Annotated in this window: 18 protein-coding genes, 1 tRNA gene and 5 pseudogenes; 18 read left to right on the top strand and 6 right to left on the bottom strand. The window is 64.7% G+C overall.

Annotated features, from left to right (window positions below; all coding sequences use genetic code 11):
• The first annotated feature begins 1 nt into the window (after position 1).
• Entirely contained in the window at positions 2 to 1,120 is a 1,119-nt protein-coding gene (locus tag A6W98_RS15880) for an ABC transporter permease (RefSeq protein WP_042463094.1), read from the top strand.
• Between the two features lie 635 nt (positions 1,121 to 1,755).
• On the opposite strand, the gene glmS is transcribed toward A6W98_RS15880, so the two are convergent.
• Positions 1,756 to 3,579: a glutamine--fructose-6-phosphate transaminase (isomerizing) gene (gene glmS, locus A6W98_RS15870; protein WP_042463089.1), complete on the bottom strand. Its 1,824-nt coding sequence runs from the start codon at positions 3,577 to 3,579 to the stop codon at positions 1,756 to 1,758.
• A 36-nt stretch (positions 3,580 to 3,615) separates the two neighbouring features.
• Entirely contained in the window at positions 3,616 to 4,962 is a 1,347-nt protein-coding gene (gene glmU / locus A6W98_RS15865) for a bifunctional UDP-N-acetylglucosamine diphosphorylase/glucosamine-1-phosphate N-acetyltransferase GlmU (RefSeq protein ID WP_042463086.1), read from the bottom strand.
• A gap of 128 nt (positions 4,963 to 5,090) precedes the next feature.
• Here glmU and A6W98_RS15860 point away from each other — a divergent pair, with 128 nt between their 5' ends.
• Together A6W98_RS15860 and A6W98_RS15855 are read left to right on the top strand one after the other, a co-directional pair.
• The gene (locus tag A6W98_RS15860) at positions 5,091 to 5,762 is read left to right on the top strand and encodes an HAD-IA family hydrolase (protein ID WP_042463083.1); all 672 of its coding nucleotides are present in this window, start codon (positions 5,091 to 5,093) and stop codon (positions 5,760 to 5,762) included.
• A gap of 3 nt (positions 5,763 to 5,765) precedes the next feature.
• The gene (locus tag A6W98_RS15855) at positions 5,766 to 6,959 is read left to right on the top strand and encodes a DegT/DnrJ/EryC1/StrS family aminotransferase (protein ID WP_042463080.1); all 1,194 of its coding nucleotides are present in this window, start codon (positions 5,766 to 5,768) and stop codon (positions 6,957 to 6,959) included.
• Positions 6,960 to 7,311: 352 nt separating this feature from the next.
• Here A6W98_RS15855 and A6W98_RS15850 read toward each other — a convergent pair whose 3' ends face one another.
• Complete coding sequence (locus tag A6W98_RS15850; protein WP_052678095.1) at positions 7,312 to 7,662, bottom strand: Rha family transcriptional regulator; 351 nt, start codon at positions 7,660 to 7,662, stop codon at positions 7,312 to 7,314.
• A gap of 328 nt (positions 7,663 to 7,990) precedes the next feature.
• Here A6W98_RS15850 and A6W98_RS20490 point away from each other — a divergent pair.
• Positions 7,991 to 8,409 (top strand): annotated as a pseudogene (locus tag A6W98_RS20490) (transposase); the annotation flags it as partial.
• 1 nt (position 8,410) lies between these two features.
• Positions 8,411 to 8,593 (top strand): annotated as a pseudogene (locus tag A6W98_RS22390) (IS3 family transposase); the annotation flags it as partial.
• Positions 8,594 to 8,678: 85 nt separating this feature from the next.
• Here the strand turns inward: A6W98_RS22390 and A6W98_RS15835 are convergent.
• The gene (locus A6W98_RS15835; RefSeq protein ID WP_042463072.1) at positions 8,679 to 10,163 is read right to left on the bottom strand and encodes a DHA2 family efflux MFS transporter permease subunit; all 1,485 of its coding nucleotides are present in this window, start codon (positions 10,161 to 10,163) and stop codon (positions 8,679 to 8,681) included.
• Between the two features lie 223 nt (positions 10,164 to 10,386).
• Here A6W98_RS15835 and A6W98_RS15830 point away from each other — a divergent pair, with 223 nt between their 5' ends.
• The 5 genes from A6W98_RS15830 (at position 10,387) to A6W98_RS22385 (ending at position 16,085) form a co-directional block, all read left to right on the top strand.
• Positions 10,387 to 12,618, top strand: coding sequence for a TonB-dependent siderophore receptor (locus A6W98_RS15830; RefSeq protein ID WP_042463069.1), 2,232 nt, complete (start codon positions 10,387 to 10,389; stop codon positions 12,616 to 12,618).
• Positions 12,619 to 12,622: 4 nt separating this feature from the next.
• The gene (locus tag A6W98_RS15825) at positions 12,623 to 13,795 is read left to right on the top strand and encodes an ABC transporter substrate-binding protein (RefSeq protein WP_081251968.1); all 1,173 of its coding nucleotides are present in this window, start codon (positions 12,623 to 12,625) and stop codon (positions 13,793 to 13,795) included.
• Positions 13,792 to 14,859 carry a FecCD family ABC transporter permease gene (locus A6W98_RS15820; RefSeq protein WP_231098294.1) on the top strand — a complete coding sequence of 356 codons (1,068 nt, stop codon included), beginning with the start codon at positions 13,792 to 13,794 and terminating at the stop codon, positions 14,857 to 14,859. The genes A6W98_RS15825 and A6W98_RS15820 overlap by 4 nt, the downstream gene beginning before the upstream one ends.
• Positions 14,856 to 15,656 carry an ABC transporter ATP-binding protein gene (locus tag A6W98_RS15815; RefSeq protein WP_042463062.1) on the top strand — a complete coding sequence of 267 codons (801 nt, stop codon included), beginning with the start codon at positions 14,856 to 14,858 and terminating at the stop codon, positions 15,654 to 15,656. Before A6W98_RS15820 ends, A6W98_RS15815 begins: the two co-directional genes overlap by 4 nt.
• A 225-nt stretch (positions 15,657 to 15,881) precedes the next feature.
• The gene (locus A6W98_RS22385) at positions 15,882 to 16,085 is read left to right on the top strand and encodes an N-6 DNA methylase (protein WP_072071710.1); all 204 of its coding nucleotides are present in this window, start codon (positions 15,882 to 15,884) and stop codon (positions 16,083 to 16,085) included.
• Here A6W98_RS22385 and A6W98_RS15810 read toward each other — a convergent pair.
• Positions 16,080 to 16,442 (bottom strand): annotated as a pseudogene (locus A6W98_RS15810) (helix-turn-helix domain-containing protein); the annotation flags it as partial. The gene A6W98_RS22385 and the pseudogene A6W98_RS15810 sit on opposite strands and share 6 nt — an antisense overlap.
• 196 nt (positions 16,443 to 16,638) lie before the next feature.
• Between A6W98_RS15810 and A6W98_RS15805 the strand changes: the two are divergent.
• The 4 genes and pseudogenes from A6W98_RS15805 to A6W98_RS21230 all read left to right on the top strand — a co-directional run bounded on the left by A6W98_RS15805 (position 16,639) and on the right by A6W98_RS21230 (position 19,285).
• Positions 16,639 to 17,785 (top strand): annotated as a pseudogene (locus A6W98_RS15805) (transposase).
• 394 nt (positions 17,786 to 18,179) lie between these two features.
• Positions 18,180 to 18,818 (top strand): TetR/AcrR family transcriptional regulator, encoded by a 639-nt coding sequence (locus A6W98_RS15800; RefSeq protein ID WP_063491336.1) that lies wholly within the window; start codon positions 18,180 to 18,182, stop codon positions 18,816 to 18,818.
• Between the two features lie 45 nt (positions 18,819 to 18,863).
• Positions 18,864 to 18,980: pseudogene (locus tag A6W98_RS21235) on the top strand (IS5/IS1182 family transposase); the annotation flags it as partial.
• A 98-nt stretch (positions 18,981 to 19,078) separates the two neighbouring features.
• A complete protein-coding gene (locus A6W98_RS21230) occupies positions 19,079 to 19,285 on the top strand; it encodes a hypothetical protein (protein ID WP_042463060.1) in 207 nt (68 codons plus the stop codon).
• Between the two features lie 523 nt (positions 19,286 to 19,808).
• Here the strand turns inward: A6W98_RS21230 and A6W98_RS15790 are convergent.
• Positions 19,809 to 19,896: transfer RNA gene (locus tag A6W98_RS15790), tRNA-Ser, on the bottom strand.
• A gap of 289 nt (positions 19,897 to 20,185) precedes the next feature.
• Here A6W98_RS15790 and A6W98_RS15785 point away from each other — a divergent pair.
• The 4 genes from A6W98_RS15785 to A6W98_RS15770 are packed head-to-tail and all read left to right on the top strand — an operon-like array spanning position 20,186 to position 23,860.
• On the top strand, positions 20,186 to 20,905 hold the full coding sequence (locus A6W98_RS15785; protein ID WP_042463058.1) for an SPOR domain-containing protein: 720 nt from the start codon (positions 20,186 to 20,188) through the stop codon (positions 20,903 to 20,905).
• A gap of 39 nt (positions 20,906 to 20,944) precedes the next feature.
• On the top strand, positions 20,945 to 22,108 hold the full coding sequence (locus A6W98_RS15780) for a D-alanyl-D-alanine carboxypeptidase family protein (RefSeq protein WP_168161835.1): 1,164 nt from the start codon (positions 20,945 to 20,947) through the stop codon (positions 22,106 to 22,108).
• A 1-nt stretch (position 22,109) separates the two neighbouring features.
• A complete protein-coding gene (gene tmk, locus A6W98_RS15775; protein WP_042463056.1) occupies positions 22,110 to 22,736 on the top strand; it encodes a dTMP kinase in 627 nt (208 codons plus the stop codon).
• Positions 22,733 to 23,860 carry a DNA polymerase III subunit delta' gene (locus A6W98_RS15770; protein WP_042463053.1) on the top strand — a complete coding sequence of 376 codons (1,128 nt, stop codon included), beginning with the start codon at positions 22,733 to 22,735 and terminating at the stop codon, positions 23,858 to 23,860. Before tmk ends, A6W98_RS15770 begins: the two co-directional genes overlap by 4 nt.
• Positions 23,861 to 23,866 lie beyond the last annotated feature (6 nt).

Below are 23,866 nucleotides of genomic sequence, written 5' to 3'. Positions count from 1 at the left end.
GATGCGAAGCCTGCTCAACACCTTGCGCCTGATGCTGAAGGAACTGCGCGCGATCCGCCGCGACCGGGTGATGGCGGTGCTGATCCTCTATGTCTTCACCGTCGCGACCTGGATGGTGGCGAATGCGGCCTCGACCGAGATCCGCGATCTGGCGGTTGCGGTGGTCGACGAGGACCGGAGCCCGCTGTCGCACCGGCTGACCGACGCGATCCGGCCGCCGCTGTTCCAGGAGGCGCCGGTGCTGTCGCCCGAGGCGGCCGCAGCGGCCCAGCTTGAGGGGCGCTATGTCCTGGTGCTGTCGATCCCGCCCGATTTCGAGCGCGACCTGCGCTCGGGCCATGCGCCCAAGCTGATGCTGCTGGTCGATGCCACCGCCATGGCCCAGGCCGGCAACGGCGCCACTTTCCTGCAGCAGTTGCTGGCTGATGAATTGCAGGACTATGCCGATCCCGGCGGCGACGGCACGGCCCCGGTCGACGTGGTGTTTCGCAACCGCTTCAACCCGAACCTGACCGCGACCTGGTTCACGTCGGTGATGCAGCTGATGAACAACGTCACCATCCTGACACTGATCCTGTCGGGCGCGGCGATGATCCGCGAGCGCGAGCAGGGCACAATCGAACATGTGCTGGTGATGCCGGTCCGCCCCCACGAGATCGTGCTGTCGAAGATTCTGGCCTCGGGTCTCGTCATCCTGCTGGCCTCGGTCGCGAGCCTGGTGACGGTGATCCACTGGGGGCTCGGCGTGCCGCTGACGAATTCGCTCGGGCTCTATGTGCTGGGCGCGGCGGTCTATGTGGTCGCCGTCGGCAGCATCGGGCTGCTGCTGGCCACCTTCACCCGCAACATGGGGCAGTTCGGGCTGCTGGTGATCCCGGTCATCATCGTGATGCTGCTGCTCTCGGGCGGGGTGACGCCGCTCGAATCCATGCCGGACTGGATGCAGGCGGTGATCCGGACGGTCAGTCCCGCGCCGCATTTCGTCGCCTTCGCGCAATCGGTCCTGTATCGCGATGCGGGTTTTGCGCAGGTGGCGGGCGAGCTCTTGCGGATGGCGGCGATGGCGGCGCTGGCGCTGGGCGTGGTGCTGGTGCGGTTCCGCAAGGTGCTGTCGGGCTGAGCCGGACCCGCGCCGCCGGTAGCCGGGGGGACAAGGAGATTGGGTTTCTGATCTGCCCGGGAGCGGGCCCCTCCAGGTCGTTCGAGACCGCGCGGCGGCCTGTTTCATGCTTCCGGATAGCACGCGGGGACCTGAGGGGACGGCATTTGCGGTCGAGCGAGGCCAGATGGGGCGGCTTTTGGCGGTTCTGTCCGTAATCCCGAGGCAAGACGCGGGTGGATGAATGACGGGTTCCGGGCCGGATAGTCTTCCTCGGCAAAAACGGGGTAGATGGAAGGACGCGCCCGCCGCCCATGGGCCTCTGAAGGCGCTTTGCAACCGGTTCATCCGCTTGAAGGTCGTCGCCAGGACCCTCGGTGCGCTTGCCGGGCCTGGCATGGGCGCAGCCACCCCGACGCGCCGTGACCGGAAACTCCAGGGGCAGCGCCTCCGGATCAAGGGCCTCTTCTTCATGCGGGCGGTGCCCGATCGCCAGCCGCCAGGACAGATGCGGCGCGCTGCCAGCTGCGTTGCAGCGACCGTCATGTTCCGGTAACGGGACCCGACCCAAGGAGGTCTGTCACAAGCCGCGTGCCGGTGCGAAACAACTGTGATCTATTGGCAGGTCACACCGGCGCGTTGTGGCGGAGAGGTCCCTATTCGACGGTCACCGATTTCGCCAGATTGCGGGGCTGGTCGACATCGGTGCCCTTGGCGACGGCGGTGTGATAGGCCAGAAGCTGCACCGGAAGCGCATAGAGCATCGGCGCGAAGAGATCGGACGCCTCGGGCATGATCAGCGTCTCCCAGACGCCGCTCCCGGCTTCGGCCGCGCCGCGGGCATCGGTGATCAGCAGCACCGGGCCGCCACGCGCCATCACCTCCTGCATGTTCGAGACCGTCTTGTCAAACAGCCGGTCATGGGGCGCCATCACGATCACCGGTACGGTCTTCTCGACGAGGGCTATGGGGCCGTGCTTGAGCTCGCCGCTGGCATAGCCCTCGGCATGGATATAGCTGATTTCCTTGAGCTTCAGCGCGCCTTCCAGCGCCAGCGGGTACATCGCGCCACGGCCCAGGAAAAGCACGTCGGTGGTCTCGGCCAGGCGTTCGGCCAGACGTCGGATCGGCTCGTGCAGTGCCAGTGCCGCGTTGAACCGTGCCGGCATCGCCTGCAGCGAGGCCAGGTGCCGGGCCAGGTCCGCCGGCGCGAGCCGCCCGCGCTGCCGCGCGGCGTCGAGCGCGACCAGCGCCAGAACGGCCAGCTGGCAGGTGAAGGCCTTGGTCGACGCGACGCCGATCTCGGCGCCCGCGAGGATCGGCAGTGCCAGGTCGCTTTCCCGCGCGATCGAGCTTTCGGGGACATTCACCACCGAGACGATCCGGTCGGCCCGGCCCGTGCAGTAGCGCAGCGCGGCCAGTGTGTCGGCGGTTTCGCCCGACTGGCTGACGAAGATCGCCAGCGTGCCTTCGGGGATCGGCGGCTCGCGGTAGCGGAATTCCGAGGCCACATCGACATCGACCGGCAGCCGGGCCAGCCGCTCGATCCAGTATTTGGCGGTGAGGCAGGCCAGATAGGCGGTGCCGCAGGCGACCATGGTGATCCGGGTGACGCCAGAGAAATCGATGCCGCCGCCGGGCAGGGTGATCTCGGTGCCTTCTTCGCCCAGATAGTGCTGCAGGGCATCCCCCAGCACCGCGGGCTGTTCGGCGATCTCCTTGGCCATGAAATGCTTGTAGCCGCCCTTCTCGATCCGGGTGGCGTCGATCTCGATGGTGCGGATCTCGCGCAGGACCAGATCGCCCGCGGCATCGAAGATCTCGGCGCCCGCGCGGGTGACCACGGCGCGGTCGCCCTCTTCGAGATAGGTGATGCGGTTGGTCAGCGGCGCCAGCGCGATGGCATCCGAGCCCACGAACATCTCGCCCTCGCCATGGCCGATCGCGAGCGGCGAGCCCTTGCGCGCGGCGATCATCAGGTCGTCTTCGCCCTCGAACAGGAACAACAGCGCGAAGGCGCCTTCCAGCCGGTCAAGCGCACGGGCGGCCGCCTCGCGCGGGGCCATTCCCTCGTCGAGATAGGTCTGGGTCAGATGCGCCACGGTCTCGGTATCGGTATCGCTTTCGAAACCGATGCCGCGGGCGCCAAGCTCGTCGCGGAGCGTGCGGAAATTCTCGATGATGCCGTTATGGACCACCGCGACCCGGCCCGCGCGCTGGGGATGCGCATTGGCGAGGGTGGGGGCGCCATGGGTGGCCCAGCGGGTATGGCCGATCCCGGCCTTGCCGGGCAGCGGCTCATGGACCAGCAGGTCCGAGAGGTTGACGAGCTTGCCCACCGCCCGCCGGCGGTCGAGCCGGCCGGCATTGACGGTGGCGATCCCGGCGCTGTCATAGCCCCGGTATTCCAGCCGCCCGAGGGCCGCCACCAGCAGGGGCGCGGCCTCGTGATCGCCCAGAACGCCGACAATTCCGCACATGCGATTAACTCCGTACAGGGCGGGAGATCCCGCCTATTAGCCCTTGCGCTTCGCCTTTTCGGCCCGAAGCCGGTCCATTAGCCGCCGCGCGAGCCCCGGCTTGACCTGCTGGCGCGCCCGGCCAAGCGCCAGCGCGTCCTCGGGCACGTCCGACGTGATGACCGAGCCCGAGGCCGTCATGGCATGGGCGCCGATACTCACCGGGGCCACCAGCATCGTGTCCGAGCCGATGAAGGCATGGGCGCCGATCTCGGTGCGGTGCTTGAAGACGCCGTCGTAATTGCAGGTGACGGTGCCCGCGCCGATATTGGCCCGCTCGCCGATGGTGGCGTCGCCGATATAGGTCAGGTGATTGACCTTGGCGCCCTCGGCCACCTGCGCATTCTTGATCTCGACGAAATTGCCGACCCGCACATCCTCGGCCAGCTCGGCGCCGGGACGCAGCCGGGCGAAGGGGCCGACCACGGCGCCGCGGCTGACATGGCAGCCCTCGAGATGCGAGAAGGCCCGGATCCGGGCGCCGGATTCGACGGTGACATCGGGACCGAAGATCACGTTGGGCTCGATCACGGCATCGCGGCCGATCACGGTGTCGAAGGCGAAGAAGACGGTTTCGGGCGCGACCAGCGTCACGCCGTTCTCCAGCGCCTCGGCTCGCGCGCGGGCCTGGAAGGCGGCCTCGGCCGCGGCCAGATCGGCGCGCGAATTGACGCCCAGCGTCTCGGCCTCGTCGCAGATCACGACGCCCGCCGACAGCCCGCGCGCGCGGGCCAGCCCGACCACGTCGGTCAGGTAGTATTCGCCCGCCGCATTGTCGTTCGAGAGCGCGCCGATCAGCTCGAACAGGGTTGCGCAATCGGCAGCGATCACCCCCGAATTGCACAAGGTCAGGGCGCGTTCGTCCTCGGTCGCGTCGTTATATTCGACGATCCGGTCCAGCGTCTCGCCCGCCATCACCAGTCGCCCGTAGCGCTTGGGATCGGCGGCATGAAAGCCCAGCACCACCACCGCATGCCGGGCGCGGGCGGCCGCCATCGCCTCGAGCGTCCCGGGCCGGATGAAGGGGGTGTCGCCGTAAAGCACGATCGCATCGCCCGAAAATCCCTCAAGCGCGGGGCGGGCCTGGGCCACGGCATGGCCGGTGCCAAGCCGCTCGGTCTGTTCGGCGACGGCGACCTCGGGGTCGATGTCGAGGGCTGCGGCGCGCACCGCCTCGGCCTGATGCCCGGTCACGACAACGGTCCGGGCCGAGTCGAGCGCGCGGCCCGCCGCCATCGCATGGGCCAGAAGCGGTGCCCCGGCGACCTCGTGCAGCACCTTGGCGCGGTCGGACATCATGCGGTTGCCCTGGCCGGCGGCCAGGAGGATCAGGGCGGTGGGCATGGGGGTCTCTGCTCTTTCCTTTTTCTCGCTCCCCTTTTATCGCGGTTCCTGCGGTTCGCAACCTGCGGCCGGTTCACTTGGCATTTCGCTCTGTTACAGGGGCGGCGAACGGAAGAAAGAGGTGGCGTATGCGGACGGTGATCTTCGATCTGGACGGCACATTGGCCGATACCAGCCGCGATCTGATCGACGCGGCCAATGCCTGTTTCGAGGCGTTGGGGCAGGGCCGCCCGCTCGATCCCGAGGCCGATGCGGCCACCGCCTTCCTCGGCGGCCGGGCGATGCTGCGGCTCGGCTTCGAGCGGCTGGGCCGGATCGGCGATGATGCGCCGGTGGCCGAACAGTTTCCGCTGCTTCTCGATCATTACGCGGCCGGGCTCGACCGCCATACCCGGCTTTATCCCGGCGCCGTCGCGGCGGTCGAACGGCTGCGCGAGGCGGGTATCGGGGTCGGGATCTGTACCAACAAGCCCGCCGCCTTGGCCGAAGAGCTGATGACCCGGCTTGGCGTGCGCGGGCTTTTCGCCTCGCTCGTCGGTGCCGATACGCTGCCGGTGCGCAAGCCCGACCCTGCGCCCTATGCGCTGGCGGTCGAGCAGGTGGGCGGGCAGGTGGGCCGCTCGATGCTGGTCGGCGACAGCGGCACCGACCGTGCGACCGCGCGTGCCGCGGGCGTCCCTTGCGTGCTGGTCAGCTTCGGTCCCGCCGCCGACGAGATGTCCGCGCTGGAGCCCGAGGCGCTGATGGCCGATTATGCCGAGCTTGACGGCCTCGTGGCAAAGCTTCTGCCCGCGGCCTGAGCCATGGTGCCGCGTTTCTCCCGCAGCTTCACCCAGCAGGAGCCGCTTTCCGAGGCGGCGATCGAGGCGGCGGTCGCGGTGCTCCGGCACGGGCGGCTGCATCGCTACAACCTGACCGAGGGCGAGGCGGGCGAGGTCGCGCTGCTCGAAGAGGCGTTCGCGGCCTTCACCGGCGCCCGTTTCGCGCTGGCGGTGGCCTCGGGCGGCTATGCGCTGGCCACCGCGCTGCGCGCCTTGCAGGTGGGCCCGGGCGAGCCGGTCCTGACCAATGCCTTCACGCTGGCGCCGGTGCCGGGCGCGATTGCCAGTCTGGGCGCGCGGCCGGTGCTGGTCGAGGTCACGTCCGATCTGGTGATCGACCTTGGTCATCTCGAGGCGCGGATCGCCGGGACCGGGGCGCGGGTGCTGCTCTTGTCGCATATGCGCGGCCATATCTGCGACATGGACCGGCTCATGGCCATTTGCGACGGCGCCGGGGTCGCGGTGATCGAGGATTGCGCCCACACCATGGGGGCTGCCTGGAACGGGGTGGCTTCGGGGCGGCATGGCGCGATGGCCTGTTATTCGACCCAGACCTACAAGCACCTCAATTCGGGCGAGGGCGGGCTGCTGATCTCGGACGATCCCGAACTGATGGCGCGCGCGATCCTGCTGTCGGGCTCCTACATGATGTATCCGCGCCACCGCGCGGCGCCGGGGCCCGAGCATTTCGAGGGGCTCCTGGCCGAGATGCCGAATGTCTCGGGGCGGATGGATGCGCTTCGTGCCGCGATCCTGCGGCCGCAACTGGCCGAGCTGCCGGACCGGGTCGCGCGCTGGGCCGAATTGTACCGCGCGCTCGAGGCAGGGTTGCGGGGCTGCCCGGGGATCACGCTGATCGAGCGGCCCGCCGCCGAGCGTTTCGTCGGCTCGTCCTTCCAGTTCCGCCTGCCCGGCTGGCCGCCCGAGCGCATCGCGGATTTTCTGGGGCGGACCGCTGCGCGCGGGGTCGAGCTGAAATGGTTCGGCGCCGAGCAGCCGCAGGGTTTCACCTCGCGCTATGTCCATTGGGGCTATGTCGCGCCCGAGCCGCTGCCGCAGACCGACCGGGCGCTGGCCGGGCTGATCGATCTGCGGCTGCCGCTGACCTTTTCGCCCGCCGATTGTCACGAGATCGCGGCGATCCTCGTCGAGGAAATCGCTGCGGATCGGGCCTAGTTTTTCCGGTTCTCCGGCATACGGGGTTGATTGCTGGCGGATTGGCCTCATTTCCGCTCCGGCGTTTGGGATTGATGAGATGAGCCAGCCCCGGCCCGCTTTCCTCAAAAAGCGTCGTAGGGACGGGGCTGGCGGCGGTCGAGGTAACAGACCAGTCTGGCAGTCGGCGGGATCAACTTCGCCAGCTTCGAAAGCCCCTTCGGCGTCACGCGCATCTGTTCGGTGATCTTCTCGGAGCCGTCGGAGAGTGGTGGACTTGTGCAGAAACAAGCCCTGATCGCACTTCGTCTGATAGCCCAGCCAGTTCGCCGCGCCGGGGCGGCGGTAGATTCAGCCGTTCTGCGCCAGCCAGTCAAAGGAGTTTCTTGGGCCGAACGCCAAGCGTCTTGACTGCTTCGGTGATGTTCAGGCTACCCGCTGCCTTGGTCGGGCGATGATGGGCTTCGACATCTTCGCGCATGTCGGCGATCTGCACCGTTTGCCGGTCGTTCCGTTCGACCTGGTCTGCCCAGGCACATGCCGGCTCGGCTGAGCTGATGGGGTCCGGCAGTGCCGATGCCTTCTCTTCGAGCTCCTGCCAGCGATCCACGAGGCGGGCCGTGAACTCGGGCGAGAGCCGCGCGACCACCACGTAGCTGTCGCGCTTTTCCAGATGATAGACTTCGGTGACGTAGGCACGGTTGTTCCAGGCGGCAATTTGCATCTCCTCCGACGGAGGACGTCCGATGATGCCTCGATCCGCCAGCCGTTCGACGGTTGGCTTGACGTCGCCGTGCCGCACCTCCAGCAGGTCCGCAATCTCGCCACGATGAGATGGTTAGGGGCTGCTGCCACGATGCTGCAAGGTTGATACTGCACTCTCTGTCAGGGCGCGGGCTTCCTGCCAGAGGCGTCGGTTTCCCAGTCGGAGAAGAGTCCGCCGCGCACGGTATCGACGATCACCTTGGCGGCGAAGTCGGCGGCGCAGGTGCAGGGCAGTGAACCGTGCCGGTTTTGCCGGAGGCTCCAACTCCTGAGTAGGATGGGGCATCATGAGCAAGACGACGAACAAGTTTTCGCCCGAACTGCGCGAACGTGCGGTGCGCCTGGCCCTCGACAATGAGGGTCAGCATGGATCGCGCTGGCAGGCAGTCATGTCGAGTTCCGCGAAGATCGGCTGTGCGCCCCAGACCCTGAATGAGTGGGGCAAGAAGGCCGAGGTCGACAGCGGCCAGCGCGCTGGCATCCCAGCCGACTTGGCAGAGAAGATGAAGGCGCTGGAACGAGAGAACCGGGAGCTGCGCCAGACCAACGAGATCCCGCGCAAGGCGAGCGCATATTTTGCGATGATCGAAGGCGGTGCGGCATTGCTTCGAGCAATGCCTGAGATGCTCGACCGCCGGTCGAAGTGATGGTCGGGTTCATCGACGATCATCGTGGTGAACATGGGGTCGAGCCGATCTGCAAGGTTTTTCAAGGTGGAAGTCATCCAGCGTCGCGGCCCTTGGCGCAGCTTCGAGGCAGTCGAATATGCCGCTCTCGAATGGGTCGACCGGTTCAACAACCGCCGGCTGCTCGAGCCGATCGGGAACATTCCGCCGGCGGAAGCTGAGGCAAACTTCTACGCAGCTCTGGAAACTGAAGACATGGCCGCGTAACTAACCGAAATCAGCCTCCGGCAAACCCGGCGCGGTTCAAGGCTAGCTTTCGCTGTGTTTCAATCGAACACTCGCACCGCTGTCACTGCCTGCGTGATGAGAGCGCGACCACTCCGGCTGCCACGAGGCCTAGAATTCCAGCGAACCCAGCCGCGAGGGAGAAGCCCTGCGTGAAGGCGCCTGCCAGTATCTCGTGGAACGCCCCGGAAGCGACAGGGAGCGTCGATGGAACCTCATGCCGTTGAACGGCGACGGCCGCGATAGCGGCGACATCGTCAACGCCGGATTGCGCAAGCACGCTCTTCAGCGACGCGACGGCCCGTGCGCTCATGATGGTTCCAAGAAGGGCTATGCCAATGGTCATTCCGCCTTGCCGCAGCGCATTCATCGTTGCCGAAGCTGCTCCCGTCCGCTCACGAGGAGCGCTTCCCATCGCTGCAGCGCCGGTTGAGGGCACCGCCAATCCCAGCCCGATCCCGAGCAAGGCAAAGACAGGGGCCACCATGCCATAAGGGGTCGACGGCGTGAAGGAGACCATGACCAGCATCGATCCGCCGAGCAGAACATAGCCGGCGATCATCACGCGATTCATACCGAAGCGCCGCGTGAGTTTGCCGAAGACGGACGAGCCCGCGAGCATTGCGGCAAAGACAGGGGCCATACGCCAGCCCGTCTCCGTGGCCGTCCAGCCCTGCCCGCGCTGCAGGAAGAGAGAGAACAGGAACAGACTCGTATAGCCCGAGAAGCCCAGCACGAAAGAGGCGAAATTGGCCGATGCGAAGGCTTTCTGACGAAGCAGGTCGACCGGCAGAACCGGCCGGGCAGTCCGCATCTCGACGGCGATGAATGCAAGCAGGGCCAGCGCGGAAATGACCATCGGCACGGTGGTGACCGGAGCGCTCCAACCCGAATGCCCCGCATTGATCAACGACAGCGTCAAGGTACCAAGAAAGACGATGCTCAGAATTTGCCCGACAGGATCGAGGGCGGCGTGGTCCGGATGAGAGCTTTCCTCGATCCCCACAAGCCCCAGCCCGAGCGCAACGATGCCCAGCGGCAGGTTGACCAGAAAGATGCTTGGCCAGCCGGCGTAATCGACCAGCAAACCGCCCATCATCGGCCCGAGGATCAGCGAGATCGCGTTGAATGACGACCAGCCGCCGATGACATGGGCACGTTTCACCGGGTCGGGAAAGGCCTGGGTCAGGATGGAGAGCGCGCCGGGGATCACGAGTGCGCCCGCAAGGCCCTGGAAGGCGCATCCAGCGATCAGCGTCGCAAGAGAATCGGCCGTCGCGCAAATGGCCGACCCCAAGGTGAAGAAGGCCACACCAATGAGCCATGTGCGCTTGCGCCCATAGCGGTCTGCGAGTGGCCCGGCAGACAACATGAATGCCGAGAGGCAGAGCGTGTATGCCCCCACCACCCATTGAAGACCGGACAGGCTGGTTTCCAGGCTCGCCTGAATCGCGGGAAGGGCGACGCTCACGATGCTGATCGCGAGCGTCGCCATGAACGTTCCCAAATACACGGCGGCAACGGCCACCGCCCTTCTTGATACCGACATGATCTCACTAACCCTCTGATTAAAAACATGATGTATAACTTTAACCGACCGTCGGTCAATTGATTTGCGTCGCTTCATCCCCTCAGCGGCCACGAGGGTGACCGGGCCCCACCCTTGCGGCGGAGTGCGAATGAAAATGAGTCGCAATGTCATTGACCGACGGTCGGTCGTAGTCTATGCGCACAACCTGAGCAAAAAAGTCAACTTATCTTGGACCGATTCCATGGCGAGCTACGATCAAAGCGTGCCTTCCGGCACATCCCGCCCCCCGCGACCGGCAATAAACTACTATCTGGGCACGTCTGTGCTGTGCCTGTTGCTTGCCACTCCTGCGCTCTCCCAAGAGACGAAGCCTCGCAAGGACGGCAACGCATCGGATCTGAAGGCCTTCACGCTCGAGCCGATCGTCATCGACGTACAAGACGGCGATGCCGGCGTCGTTGCGAAGACCTCTCGCGTGGGGATGAAGGCCGATGCGTCGATCCTCGAAACGCCGCAATCGGTATCGGTCATCACGCGCGACCAGATGGATACCCAGAACCCCGCCAACACCAGTTCCGCGTTGCGCTACACGGCCGGGGCGACGAGCGAGGCTTTCGGCGCGTTCGGCAGCTATGTCGACATCACCCGCATTCGCGGGATCAAGGCCGACTATTACCTTGATGGGTTGAGGATCATCAGCAACTCCGGCAGCTGGTTGCCCCAGGTCGACCCCTTCACCCTCGACAGCGTGGAGGTGCTTCGCGGACCGTCATCCGTATTGTACGGTCAGGGAACGGGTGGCGGCATTGTCAATCAGGTCAGCCGACGACCGCAGGACGAAGCATCGCATGAAGTGAGCCTTCAGTTCGGCAATTTCGCGCGCAAGCATATCGGAATTGATACAACCGGCCCGCTGAACGAAGACCGAACTCTTCTGTTTCGTTTCACGGCGAGCGGCCTCGATACGAATGGGCAAATCGACGACACGAAACACCGCCGCCTGTATCTTGCCCCTGCCCTGACCTGGCGTCCCGACGACAAAACATCGTGGACGGTCATGGGCACCTATTCCTACGAGCCCGAGATACCCGACTATATCAGCCTGCCAGCCGTTCTTCTGGGATTGAACAACAGCCCATATCGCGAAATCAAGAGGCGCCGAAATTACAACGACATGAATTTCGCCGATTCCACGCGAAAGCAGACCTCGGTCAGTTCGTTCTTCGAACACGAGTTCGATAACGGTTGGAAATTCACATCCAACTCACGCTACATGCATGTCGATTCCAACCTCAAGCGCAGCACCGTATATGGTTTTTCGGACGTCGGCGGCGTTCCCTTCCTGAAAGGCTATTACGAAGACGCCCCCGCCGAATCCACCACATTCTCCACTGACAATTTCCTCAGCGGCGAATTTGATATTGGCCCTACGCAACACAAGGCGCTGGTCGGTTTTGACTACTCGTTCGGAACCATCAAAAACGAGCTGTATACTGACGGGCCCATCCTTTTCGATCCCTATTCAGACGACCACAACCCGGGCAAGATCCCCGATTTCTCGGCCAGCCGCGCCGCACCATGGAAAGTCGATCGCGATTTCAACCGCGGCGGCATATACCTGCAGGACCAGATCTCCTGGGACAATTGGCTGTTGACGCTTGGGGGACGTCGCGACTGGTTCACCAGCGACGACGAGACGTGGAGCTACTCGCTGACCTCGCGCGTCACGAATTATGACGATAGCGCCTGGAGCAGGCGGATCGGCCTGAGCTATCAATTCGACAGCGGCCTGGCACCCTATGTAAGCTATTCCACCGCATACGATCCGCTTCTTGAAAACGACTGGAAGGGAAACCCCTTCAAGCCGGTCGAGACGAAGCAAACCGAGATCGGCATCAAATACAGTCCGGAAGGCTCGAACATGCTGCTGAGTGCGGCGATCTTCGAGCTCAAGCAGACCAACGTCAAGACAGCCGATGCGCTGCATCTGGGGTTCAATACGCAAACCGGCGAGGTTCGCACGCGCGGCATCGACCTGCAGGCAGCGATGGAGGTCACGCCGAACATCAATGTCATTGCGGGATATACCTATCTGGACAATGAAATCCTCGAGGATACCCGTCATGAGGGGAACTCCCTGACGCAGGTTCCCAAGCACAGCGCCTCCGCCTGGGTCGATTATCGCTTCAACGAAGGAGCTTTGGCGGGTCTCAAGATCGGCGGCGGGGTGCGTTATCAGGGCTCGACCTTCGGAGATCCGACCAACAGCTTCAAAGTTCCCGCCGAAACGCTCGTCGATTTGGGGTTGAGCTACGATTTCGCTCAGGTGTCGCCCAAATTCTCCGGCGCCCTGCTCAATGTCAATATCGGCAACTTGTTCGACAAGGACTACGTTTCAAGCTGCACGTCGCAACTCTATTGCTTCGCCGGCGAACGGAGAACCGTTTCCGCATCGCTTTCCTATCGCTGGTAACCTCATGCAAGAAAGCTATCTTTCGCGCCGAAACATGGTGCGGGGCGGTCTGGCAATCGCGGCCTTGTGCCTCGGTTCCGCGCCCCGCGCCGCCCGATCCGACCGACAGCGCGGCTCGTCCGTCTCCATCACTGACATCGATGGTCGGACGGTCGCCATCACAAGACCGATAAGGCGGCTGCTTCTTGGCAATGGTCCGCTCGCTTATGTGATGGCGGTGCTGCAACCCGAAAACCCCTTCGCCAATGTGGTCGGCTGGGGAAACAATTTCCGGGCCGCCGATCTGGACGGCTACAATGCCTATCTGCGCAGGTTTCCCGATATCGACCGGATCCCCTCCTTCTCCAGCGGAACGCTGGAGTCGATCGGTGCCGAACTGGCGATCTCGCTCGAACCCGATGTCGTGGTGATGAATCTGAGTTCGAAACATGCCGCCCTTGCCTCGGGCTTGATGGCAAGATTGGCGCATGTCGGGATTCCCGTGCTGTTTGTCGATTTTCGCACCAGGATGTTCGAGAACACGACCCGCAGTATCCAGATCCTGGGCGAGTTGCTCGAGCGGCAGGATCGCGCGGCCCGCTTCCTGCAATTTCGTCAGGAGCAGATCGACCGGGTCATCGAGCCGCTGGCGAAGGTTCGGTCACGGCCGCGTGTGATGGTCGAGCGCGCGGCAGGAATGTATGACGACTGCTGCCTCACCTATGGCGACGGCAATTTCGGCGAGCTGATCAGGGCGGCCGGCGGGGACAACCTTGGCGCACATTTTCTGCACGGGTCTTTCGGCACCCTGCACCCCGAGCAGGTTATCGAGTCCGATCCCGACGTCGTTCTGGTTACGGGAGCAAACTGGTCCCTCTATTCTCCGGCCGGGGATTGGGTCAATCTCGGACCGGGCGCCGATCCCGTCGAAGGACAGAGCCGCCTGCACCGCTTGATGCAGCGGCCGGCCTATCGCTCGTTGCGGGCGGTGACTGCAGGGCGGGTTCATGCGATCTGGCATCCGTTCTACGACAACCCCTATTATTTCATTGCGCTGCAGCGCGTCGCGAAATGGCTTCACCCGGAAGTTTTCGCCGCACTCGATCCCGAGGACACGTTTCGCGAGCTGCATGCCCGGTTCCTTCCGGTGCCTTATGAATCAGGCTACTGGCTTAGCCTGGAGGGGGGCGCATCGTGACGGAACCTCTCGTGGAAACTCCGCCCGTATCGCCCCTGCAAAGCCGAAATCTATACCTCCGGCTTACCAGACGGCGGCTGACCCTGCTGACGGGCATCGGGCTGCTGACCGTCATCTGCTTCCTGATCGACCTCTCGATCGGTCAGGCGCATTATAGTTCCCTCGAAGTCCTGTCCGCGCTCTGGGATACGGACGCTCCGCTGTCCGTTCGCGTCATCCTTTGGGACATACGCCTGCCGGTCGCGCTGGCGGCCCTGGTCGTCGGCGCCAGCCTCGCGGTCGCCGGGGTGCAGATGCAGACGGTTTTGGGCAACCCGCTCGCAAGCCCCTTCACGCTTGGGTTGTCGGCGGCAGCGAGCTTTGGCGCGGCTCTCGGCCTGATCCTCGGAGTAAGTCTGTTGCCGGCTTCGGCCGTCGCCTTCGCCGTGCCGGCCAATGCTTTCCTGATCTCCATGGGCGCGGCCTTGTTCATTCACCGGCTCAGCCAGAAGCGCGGCATCACGACGGAAATGATCGTGCTGCTCGGAACGACCCTGGTCTTCACGTTTACCGCGCTGCTCCAGGCATTGCAGTATGTCGCGCCCGATCAGGCGCTTTCCGCTGTCGTGTTCTGGACGATGGGAAGCCTGTCGCGCGCCAACTGGCTCAAGCTGGGCATAATGAGCATCACTCTTGCGCTTGTCTCGCTTGCCTTCGCCAAACAGGCCTGGGCGCTGACTGCGCTGCGCCTCGGCGAGTCCCGCGCAACCAGCCTTGGCGTCCCGGTTGCCCGGTTGCGACTGCGGGGCATTCTGCTCGGGAGCCTTCTGGCCTCTGTTTGCGTCTCCTTTGTCGGCACCATCGGTTTCGTCGGGCTGGTCGCGCCCCATATCGCCCGCATGCTGGTCGGCGAGGATCAGCGTTTCCTGCTGCCGACCTCCGCATTATGCGGTGCGTTGATGCTGTCGGCCGCGTCAGTCCTGAGCAAGTCGCTCATTGCCGGCCAGACGCTTCCGATCGGCATCGTCACGTCCCTGGTTGGGGTGCCGCTGTTCTTCACCTTGATAATGAGGGCGAAGCGATGACGGGTCTCCTCAATCTGTCGGAAGTCTCGGTCTCCTTCGGCAAACGGCCGATCCTGCAGGACATCAGCTTCGGTCCCCTGGAGAGCGGAAGCGTCACCGCATTGCTTGGCTCCAATGCCGCGGGCAAATCGACCCTGTTGCGCCGGATCGCGGGCGAGCTGAAAGGCCCCGGTCGTGTCGAGATCGCGGGCCAGCCTGTCGAATCCTGGCCCGCCTATCACCGCAACCGCCCCGCCCATGTCCCCCAGGACATCTCGATGGGCTCGTCCTTGCGCGTGTTCGAGGCGGTGCTTCTGGCGAACAAGCAGGGCGGGGGCTGGTCGGTCGATGACGAGGAGCTGGATGTCGTCACGCATATGCTCGATACTCTCGGCATCAACAGCCTTTCTGACCGCGAGCTTGCCGCCCTCAGCGGCGGACAGCGCCAGTTGGTGTCCATTGCGCAGGCTCTTATTCGCGAACCGCGCGTGTTGCTGCTGGACGAGCCGACAAGCGCACTGGATCTGCAAAACCAGTTCGAGGTGCTGGATCTGCTGCGCCGATTGGCTCGGGAATGGTGCATGTGCGTGGTGGTCGCAATCCACGATGTGAACCATGCCTTGCGCTTTGCCGATTGTGCTGTCGTCCTTCACGACAGACAGGTGGAGGCCAATGGTTCGCCCGTCGACGTTCTGACTCCCCCCCTGTTGGGGAAGGTCTATGGCGTCGAGGCGCGCATGGAGACGTCGTCGCAAGGGCATCCATTCCTGATCGTGGAGCGCTCGATCAGAAATCCGCTTGGCGAGGAGCATGACTGAGTTGCCCAGCCGACTTATCCTTCTGACCATGCCCGGCATCCAGGCGCGCGGACGGTTCGGTAGGGTGTTCCTGCTCTGCTCCCTAGCGATCGCCGTACATGCAAGTTCCGCACTGTTATGGATGGGCTGTAAGCGTTGCATCTGACCCCGCCTAACACGGTGCTCATGAGCCATGTACCATCTTGGCGCTACGCGCCAAGATGGTAGGCCACCGGCTCTGGCACGGTGATCCCGTCCCGCGGGGTGCTCATCCGCGGCAAGAAGAAGGCTGATCTGCGGGAGAAAATTCTCAAGCGTGGCTATATCAAAGTGATCACCGGCCTCCTTGAAAATCTCTTTTACGGCTCCGGCATCTCAGTCTTGATCATCGTGCTGGACAAATTCCAAGCTTGGGCCTCCCCCACTGATTTGGCCCACCGTAGAGTTTAGGATACGGAGGATCGGAGAGACCCGCACGCCCTCGAGCGCCAGCATCGCCTCAAAGCGGTTGCAGCCATCGGCCGGATGCTCGAACGACAGCGCCTTGATCCGCTCGACTGTCTCGGGCGGGGTCGTTTGCGGGTGGGTCTTGTGGATCGGCGGAAGATCCTTCAGTCCCTCGAAGCCGTGGGTATGAAACCGGCGTTTCCACTCGTAGAAGCTGGTCCGGTCCATGCCGCGCTGCCGACAAGCTTCGGCGACGTTGCCGAGCTCCTTGGCCAGTTCCAGCACACTCATGCGGCTCTGCGCGACCTTCGTCTTCGCGTCACGAGCCCTGAGTTTCGTCGCTTTCGGTGTTCCATCCATGGCTGGGTCCTCCTTTTCCAAAATAGCATGGAAAGAAGATGGACATCTCCGAAGACCTCTTGCGGCTGAGTGGACAGCATGTTTCACTGGTCGTGTCGTGTCGTGTCGTGTCGTGTCGTGTCGTGTCGTGTCGTGTCGTGTCGTGTCGTGTCGTGTCGTGTCGTGTCGTGTCGTGTCGTGTCGTGTGGAGGGGATCATGGCGACGCAGGCGGGGTTCTGGAGCGTCGATGACCGGCTGGCGGAGATCTCGGCGAGAGGTGACCCGCCCGAGACCCTGAGCGCCACGGTGGATTTCGAACGTTTTCGACCAATCCTGGAGCGCGCCGCCGGCAGCCCTCGTCGCCCGAAAGGCGGCCGCCCCTCGCTGGACGTGGTGCTGAAATTCCGGATGCTGGTGCTGCTGAGCCTGAATGCGACCGAGCGCATGGTTCGGGACCGGTTGAGCTGGATGCGGTTCTGCGGTCTGGGCATCGCCGATACCGTGCCCGATGCGAACACGCTCTGGGAATGAGCCGGATCGGAAAACAGCGTGGGGCGCTGTTTTCCCGGCGAATGCGAGGCGCTGATCAAGGCCGATGCGCTCGACGAGCTGTTGCAGGACCTCGATCGTGCGATCAACCAGTCGGGGATCATTCCCCGGGCCGGGCAGAATGAGCCATTGATGCGCCATTGGTTCGAGCACAATGGCGAATGATGCCAGCCTCATCGCGGCGCCGCGCCAGCGCAATTCGGATGGTGAGAAGGCGGCCATCAAGGCGGGTAGGACCGCGCAAGAGATCTGGCCGGACAAGCCTGCGAAGACGGCGCAGAAGGACACGGATGCGCGTTGGACCGTCAAGTATTCCAAGGCGAAGGTCCGTGCGGACGGCAGTAAGCCGGTCGACCTCGCGATCCCGGCCTTCGGCTACAATAGCCATATCTCCATCGACCGGCAGAACGGGATCATCCGCCGTCAGATCGTGACGGACGCAGCTCAGCATGACGGAACCCGACTGCGCGAGGGACTGATCCAGAAGGCCAACACCGGGCGCCGGGGCTGGGCGGATACCGCCTATAGGTCGGCCGAGAACGAAGCCTGGCTCGCCGCCAACGGCATGAAGAGCGAGATCCATCGCAAGAAGCCCCGAGGCCGCCCCATGTCGAAACGGAAGTCGAGGGCGAACGGCCACAAGTCGGCCGTCCGCTCGAAGGTCGAGTATGTCTTCGGGCACCAGAAGGATCGGATGGGTCTTTTCATGCGCACCATCGGCTTCGCTCGCGCCTGGGCGACGATCACCTTGGCCAACATGGCCTACAACATGGGCCGATTGCGGGGGCTGCTCAGCCGAAGTGCGGCCGCCTGAGCCCGAAGAGCGCCGAAAACCGCCACCCCCCATCTGAACAAACCGCGATAGCGGGCGCACGAGGCTCCTGTCAGGCCTCTTCCCCGCCAATCTCGATGGTTCTCGGAGGTGTCCAGGTTAAGTGGACACACAACATCCGCAAGATCCTCGCCCATCTCAGGGCTCTCTTGCTTCTGTTGCTCACCATGATCCGGGCTCAAGCCGCCCGGCCAGATGATCACAGACGCGCCCTCGCGGCGGCGTGATCACATTGTTCAGGGGGGCTCCTTCAGGGAGGACTACTTTTCAGGGGGCGGGCCATGCAGGTGAGACTTGCAGGAACAAATAGTGTTATCTATCGAGCTATACGGAGACGGATAAACGTTAGGCTACCTGTTTGGAGAAGCAAGGGCATATGAGATACAAGCCCCAAAAAAGAACATCCGAAATTTCCGGTTCGCCCAGAACCAAACCCGCTGAAGTTAGGCTGGATGAACTGATGTCGGCGGCAGAAAAGCTGTTTCTGTCGCAAGGGGTCGAGGCAACGACGGTAAACGAAATTGTCGAATCCGCCAACGTAGCCAAGGGTACATTCTACCATTACTTTTCATCCAAAAATGAAATTTTGGAGGCTTTGGCGAAACGCTACACAGAACATTTCTTGAAGTCTGTACAGGAGGCTATTGATGGCTGCTCCCCGGATGATTGGGAGGAACGGCTTCGCGTATGGATTCATGCCAACATCGAAACCTATGTAAAGACATACCGCATACACGATATCGTTTACACGGCTCACCACCATCATGACCGCGCCAACCAAGCGAAGAGCGCAATATTGGATCAGTTGCTGGAAATCATAGAAGGAGGCAGGTTGGCTGGTGTCTGGGCGCCGAACCAACCGAAAATAGTGGCGTTGTTGATCTATTCAGGTGTTCATGGTGCGACCGATGACATCATCGCATCTAAAACAGAAGACTGCACATCCTTTGCGCGGAGTGTTTCCGATGCTTGCCTGCACATGCTGCCGCGGATCGGCGTTGTTGCAGAGTTCTAACGTCTGAGGATTTACTGCGCGAATCCAGGTGGTTACACGGACCGCATGAGCAAACCATCTCCCGCCAGCTATCGCACGACGAACTGGTTCAGCTACAACGCGTCGCTGCGCAAGCGGGGATCGCCGCTGCTCTGGGTCGAGAAGGACATGACCTGGCTCGCGACGGGCGGGCTTGTTGCACAAAGCGGTAAGGAGGATTCATTGCGCGCATGTATCGACCCACTGAAAGGCCTTCCCCATGCCACTGAAAGGCCTTCCCCATGCCCCTGAACCCCGACACGCTGATCTTGCCCGAAGAGACCGAGATCCTGCTCAGCGCGCTGAAACTGACAGATGGAAAAGTGGAGCAGCTCCTGCCGCTCACGGAGATCGTTCCGGGAGGCGAGGCGCAAAGCTTCCTGGGCCTCGCCTCACCTCACGATCCCGAACGCACGCCTTTCCCGGAAACACCTGCGCCGGGTCCTTGAACGCCGCTCCCGAACCAACCCCGAGATTTCCTGCCCCGAGACATGAGCATTGATCCACGCACAGACGGGCCCTCGGCCTGGAGTTCCGACCAGGAACTTGCCCGGCTCCGTGCGGCACTGCAGGTCGTGGCACATTTGGTGATCGATGACCCTGTCTATGCTCCGCTTTTCGAACGTTTGGAAGAAGAGATCCGTCAGGAAGAGGAAGATCTTGCCAACGGGGCGCAGGCGCGGGCCCGTGCGCTGCTTGCCCGGACCGGCGCGGGCCTCAAAACGAGATCGGCGCGAGGCGATCGGCCAACGAACCACCCTGACCATAGCGGGCAGGCACGCGCTTGCGCAAACTCCATGTCGCGCCACGCAATATCACCGCCATGCACAGTCCTCGTCTAGCGCACCAAATGAGAGAAGAATGTGGGGCAAATTGTGTAGCAAAACAAGGCGCCAGAACGCGGCGTCACTCATGTGTGTGAGGTAAATTGCTGAAATGAAAGGGAAGATAAGTTCACAACGCGAGGTTAAATGGCGGATGAGGTGGGATTCGAACCCACGGAACCTTTCGGTTCGCTGGTTTTCAAGACCAGTGCCTTAGACCGCTCGGCCACTCATCCTTATGTGTCTGCATCTGTCTGCGGCGGCTTCCGACCGGGCTCCCGGGGAGGCGGCCGGAGATCCGGACAATGCAGGTCAGACTTACCCGCTCGGCCCCGGGGCGACAACTGCCTTCTATGCGCGGGGAGCTTCGGTGAAAACGCGACGCGGGGGCGGGCGCGCCTTTCCTTGCGGGCGCTCTGCGGCTATGCTTTGCGACATCGTCCCGAGGCGCGGGCCTGCCTGCCCGGCGCGCGGGGGCGCGAAGACGACGCAGCATGGCGAACATGCGCGAAAGAGGGGCAAGGCATGCAAGCTTACCGGATCGCGCGGGTGGTGCTCCTTCTGGGCGTGGCGGGCGGTTTGTCCGCCTGCCAGGGCGCCGGTTTCGGGCTTTTCAAGAAAGACGACACCGAAACCATGCCTGTCCGAGCCGAATCTTCCGCCGCGGCGGCGGCCGAAGGCGAGGAGGCCGAGGCGCCCGAGGTCTTCCATGTCGAGGAGGCCGGGCTCTGGGACGGGCGGCCCTCGCTGGGCGGGATCTGGGTCGCGCATCCCGATGCGGCCGATCCCGAACGGGTGCTGATCCGAAATTCCGAAACCGGCCAGTCGGTCACGGGGGCGCTGTTCCGGCGCGAACGCGAAAATCCGGGGCCGCGGCTTCAGGTGTCCTCGGAGGCCGCGGCCCGGATCGGGCTGCTGGCCGGGCAGCCGACCGAGATCTCCGTCACCGCGCTCCGGCGGGTGCCGGCTCCGGAGGCGGGAGGCCGGAAGGCAGTGCCCGCCGAGGCGGATGCGGGTGGCCGTTTCGTGCAGGTGGCCACGCTTGACAGCGCCGACCGGGCGGAGGCGACCGCCGCGCGGCTGGACAAGGCCGGGCTCTCGGCCGAAATCCGCGCGCCGGATCCGGGCGGGCAGGGGCTCTGGCGCGTCGTCGCCGGTCCCGCTAAGACCGAAGCCGACCGGGCGGTGCTGATCGAGGCGGTGCGCGGGCTGGGCTATGACGATGCCTATGCCGTCAACCGCTGAGCCGTCCCCGCGACGCCGGACCCAATGCGAGAGGTGACCATGCGACCGACCTTCCTGTCCGCCCTTGCCGGGGCCCTTTCCCTGCTGGCGCTTGCCGCGCCGGCCCAGGCCAATTTCGAGACCCGGGCGGGCGCTGCCTATGTCGTCGACCAGTCGACCGGCACCGTGCTCTTGTCGAAGAATGCCGATCAGCCGGTGCCGCCGGCCTCGATGTCCAAGCTGATGACGCTGAACATGCTGTTCGAGGCGCTGCGCGACGGCCGGGTGACGCTCGAGACCCAGTTCTCGGTCTCGTCCAGGGCGATGGCGATGGGCGGCTCGACGATGTTTCTCAACGAGCGCGACCGGCCGACCGTCGAGGACCTGATCCAGGGCATCATCGTGCAGTCGGGCAACGATGCCTGCGTGGTGGTGGCCGAGGGGCTGGCGGGCACCGAAGAGGCCTTCGCGCGGCTGATGACCGAGCGGGCCCAGGTGCTGGGCATGACCAACTCGACCTTCGCCAATGCCAGCGGCTGGCCGCATCCGAACCAGCGCATGAGCATGCATGATCTGGGCATTCTGGCGATGCGGCTGATCGACGAGTTTCCCGAATATTATGGCTTCTTCGGCGAGCAGGAATACGACTATGACGGCCGCGCGCCGCAGAACCGGTTCAACCGCAACCCGCTTCTGAAGCTCGGGATCGGCGCCGACGGGCTGAAGACCGGCCATACCCAGGAGGCGGGCTACGGCCTCGTGGGCTCGGCGCTTCAGAACGGGCGGCGGGTGACCTTCGTGGTCTCGGGGCTGGACAGCGCCGAGCAGCGCGCCGAGGAAGGCGAGCGGATCATTAACTGGGCATTCCGGCAGTTCGTCCAGCGCGACGTCCTGCGCCGGGGCGAGCGGCTGGCCGAGACCGATGTCTGGATGGGCGAGATCGAGAAGGTCGGCCTGGTCGCGCGCGACGATCTGGAAGTGCTGCTGCCCGCCATCGTGCGCGACACGGTCGAGGCCGAGGTGCATTACCACGACCCGGTGTTGGCGCCGATCGAGGCCGGCCAGGAGCTGGGCGAACTGGTGATCCAGCGCCCCGACATGGAACCGCTGAGGGTGCCGCTGGTGGCCGAGCGCGCCGTGGCGCGGGGGGGCTTCGTGCCGCGGCTGCGGACCGCGACCGAGGTGATTCTGCGCTGGGCCGAAGAGAAGGCCGCCGACCTCTGACATGGACAGGTCGGCGCGGTTCATCAGCTTCGAGGGCATCGACGGCTCGGGCAAATCGACCCAGGCGCGCCTGCTGGCCGAGCGGTTGCGCGGCCAGGGACGCGAGGTCGTTCTGACGCGCGAGCCCGGCGGCAGCCCGGGGGCGGAACAGATCCGGCGGCTGGTGCTCGAGGGTGACCCCGACCGCTGGTCGCCCGAGACCGAGCTTCTGCTGTTCACGGCGGCCCGGCGCGACCATCTGGAACGGACGGTCCGTCCCGCGCTCGGTCGCGGCGCGGTGGTGATCTGCGACCGCTTCGCCGATTCCACCCGGATCTATCAGGGCATCACCCGGGGCGATCTGCGCGCCACGGTCGACCGGCTGCACGAGCTGATGATCGGCTGCGAGCCCGACCTGACCTTCATCCTCGACATGGCCCCCGCGACCGGGCTTGCGCGCGCCAGGGGGCGCAACGGCTCCGAGGAACGGTTCGAGGATTTCGGCGAGGCGCTGCAGGCCCGCGGCCGCCAGGGCTTCCTGGATCTCGCGGCCGAGTTTCCCGGTCGCTGCCGGGTGGTCGCGGCCGATCGCGCGCCCGAAGAGGTCGCTCGCGACATCGCCCGGCTGGCTGACGAGGCGCTGGCATGAGCGGGACCGAGCTTCCCGAGCCCGACCGGATCGAGGGCGCGCCGCATCCGCGCGACACGGTCCGCCTGATCGGGCAGGGCGCCGCCGAGGCCGCCTTTCTCGACGCCTTCACCGGCGGTCGGATGCATCACGGCTGGCTGATCACGGGGCCGCGCGGGGTGGGCAAGGCGACGCTGGCCTGGTCGGTCGCGCGCTTTCTGCTGACCCGGCCCGCGGCGGCAGAGGGGGCGGGGCTTTTCGGGGCCGCGCCCGCGCCTGACAGCCTTGCGGTTCCGGCCGATCACCCGGTCGCGCGGCGGATGGCGGCACAATCCGAGCCCGGGCTTTTCGTGCTTCGGCGGGGGCCCAATGACAAGGGCAACGCGCTCTCGGCCGAGATCCGGGTCGACGATGTGCGGCGGCTGAAATCCTTTTTCGCGCTGTCCTCGGCCGAGGGCGGACGGCGGGTGGTGATCGTCGACACCGCCGACGAGATGAATGCGAGCGCGGCCAATGCGCTGCTGAAGCTGCTGGAAGAGCCGCCCGCGAATACGACGCTGCTGCTTGTCAGCCATTCGCCCGCACGGCTTCTGCCGACGATCCGGTCGCGCTGCCGCGAGCTTCGGCTGGGGCCGCTCGGGCCTGCCGAGATGGCAGAGGCGCTGGCGCAGGCGGGGCAGGATGACAGTCAGGGCGCGGCGCTGGCCGAACTGTCGGGCGGCTCGGTGGGCGAGGCGATCCGGCTGGCCCGGAATGACGGTCTTGCGCTTTACGCCGATCTGGTGGCGCTTCTGGCGGGGCATCCCCGGCTCGACCGGATGCGGCTGCTGAAATTTGCCGAAAGCACGGCGGGCCGGGGCGCGGAGGGGCGTTTCGATCTGGTCCTGAGGCTGATCGAACTGGCGCTGGCCCGGCTGGCCCGGACCGGCGCCACCGGCAACCCGCCGCCAGAGGCGGCCGCGGGCGAGGCGGCGCTTCTGACCCGGCTGGCCCCCGATGCCGCCGCCGCCCGGCTCTGGGCCGAAGCCGCGCAGGACCTGATCGCGCGCGCCCGCCAGGGCCGGGCGGTGAACCTTGACCCCGCTTCCCTCATCCTCGATACCGTTCTCAGACTGGACGAGACCGCCGGCCGACTGGCCGCCTGAGGCGAG

It is taken from the genome of Rhodovulum sulfidophilum DSM 1374, from assembly GCF_001633165.1.
In the GTDB taxonomy this organism is placed as follows: Bacteria; Pseudomonadota; Alphaproteobacteria; order Rhodobacterales; family Rhodobacteraceae; genus Rhodovulum; species Rhodovulum sulfidophilum.
This window is presented reverse-complemented; position numbering and strand designations above follow the sequence as displayed.

Bases quoted from the DNA above. Each gene is read 5' to 3' on its own strand.
- A6W98_RS21230 (WP_042463060.1), top strand. From the start codon at position 19,079: ATGCCCCTGAACCCCGACACGCTGATCTTGCCCGAAGAGACCGAGATC.
- glmS (WP_042463089.1), bottom strand. From the start codon at position 3,579: ATGTGCGGAATTGTCGGCGTTCTGGGCGATCACGAGGCCGCGCCCCTG.
- A6W98_RS15860 (WP_042463083.1), top strand. From the start codon at position 5,091: ATGCGGACGGTGATCTTCGATCTGGACGGCACATTGGCCGATACCAGC.
- A6W98_RS15780 (WP_168161835.1), top strand. From the start codon at position 20,945: ATGCGACCGACCTTCCTGTCCGCCCTTGCCGGGGCCCTTTCCCTGCTG.
- tmk (WP_042463056.1), top strand. From the start codon at position 22,110: ATGGACAGGTCGGCGCGGTTCATCAGCTTCGAGGGCATCGACGGCTCG.
- A6W98_RS15800 (WP_063491336.1), top strand. From the start codon at position 18,180: ATGAGATACAAGCCCCAAAAAAGAACATCCGAAATTTCCGGTTCGCCC.
- A6W98_RS15880 (WP_042463094.1), top strand. From the start codon at position 2: ATGCGAAGCCTGCTCAACACCTTGCGCCTGATGCTGAAGGAACTGCGC.
- A6W98_RS15850 (WP_052678095.1), bottom strand. From the start codon at position 7,662: ATGCAAATTGCCGCCTGGAACAACCGTGCCTACGTCACCGAAGTCTAT.
- A6W98_RS15785 (WP_042463058.1), top strand. From the start codon at position 20,186: ATGCAAGCTTACCGGATCGCGCGGGTGGTGCTCCTTCTGGGCGTGGCG.
- A6W98_RS15815 (WP_042463062.1), top strand. From the start codon at position 14,856: ATGACGGGTCTCCTCAATCTGTCGGAAGTCTCGGTCTCCTTCGGCAAA.
- A6W98_RS15825 (WP_081251968.1), top strand. From the start codon at position 12,623: ATGCAAGAAAGCTATCTTTCGCGCCGAAACATGGTGCGGGGCGGTCTG.
- A6W98_RS15830 (WP_042463069.1), top strand. From the start codon at position 10,387: ATGGCGAGCTACGATCAAAGCGTGCCTTCCGGCACATCCCGCCCCCCG.
- glmU (WP_042463086.1), bottom strand. From the start codon at position 4,962: ATGCCCACCGCCCTGATCCTCCTGGCCGCCGGCCAGGGCAACCGCATG.
- A6W98_RS15855 (WP_042463080.1), top strand. From the start codon at position 5,766: ATGGTGCCGCGTTTCTCCCGCAGCTTCACCCAGCAGGAGCCGCTTTCC.
- A6W98_RS15835 (WP_042463072.1), bottom strand. From the start codon at position 10,163: ATGTCGGTATCAAGAAGGGCGGTGGCCGTTGCCGCCGTGTATTTGGGA.
- A6W98_RS15770 (WP_042463053.1), top strand. From the start codon at position 22,733: ATGAGCGGGACCGAGCTTCCCGAGCCCGACCGGATCGAGGGCGCGCCG.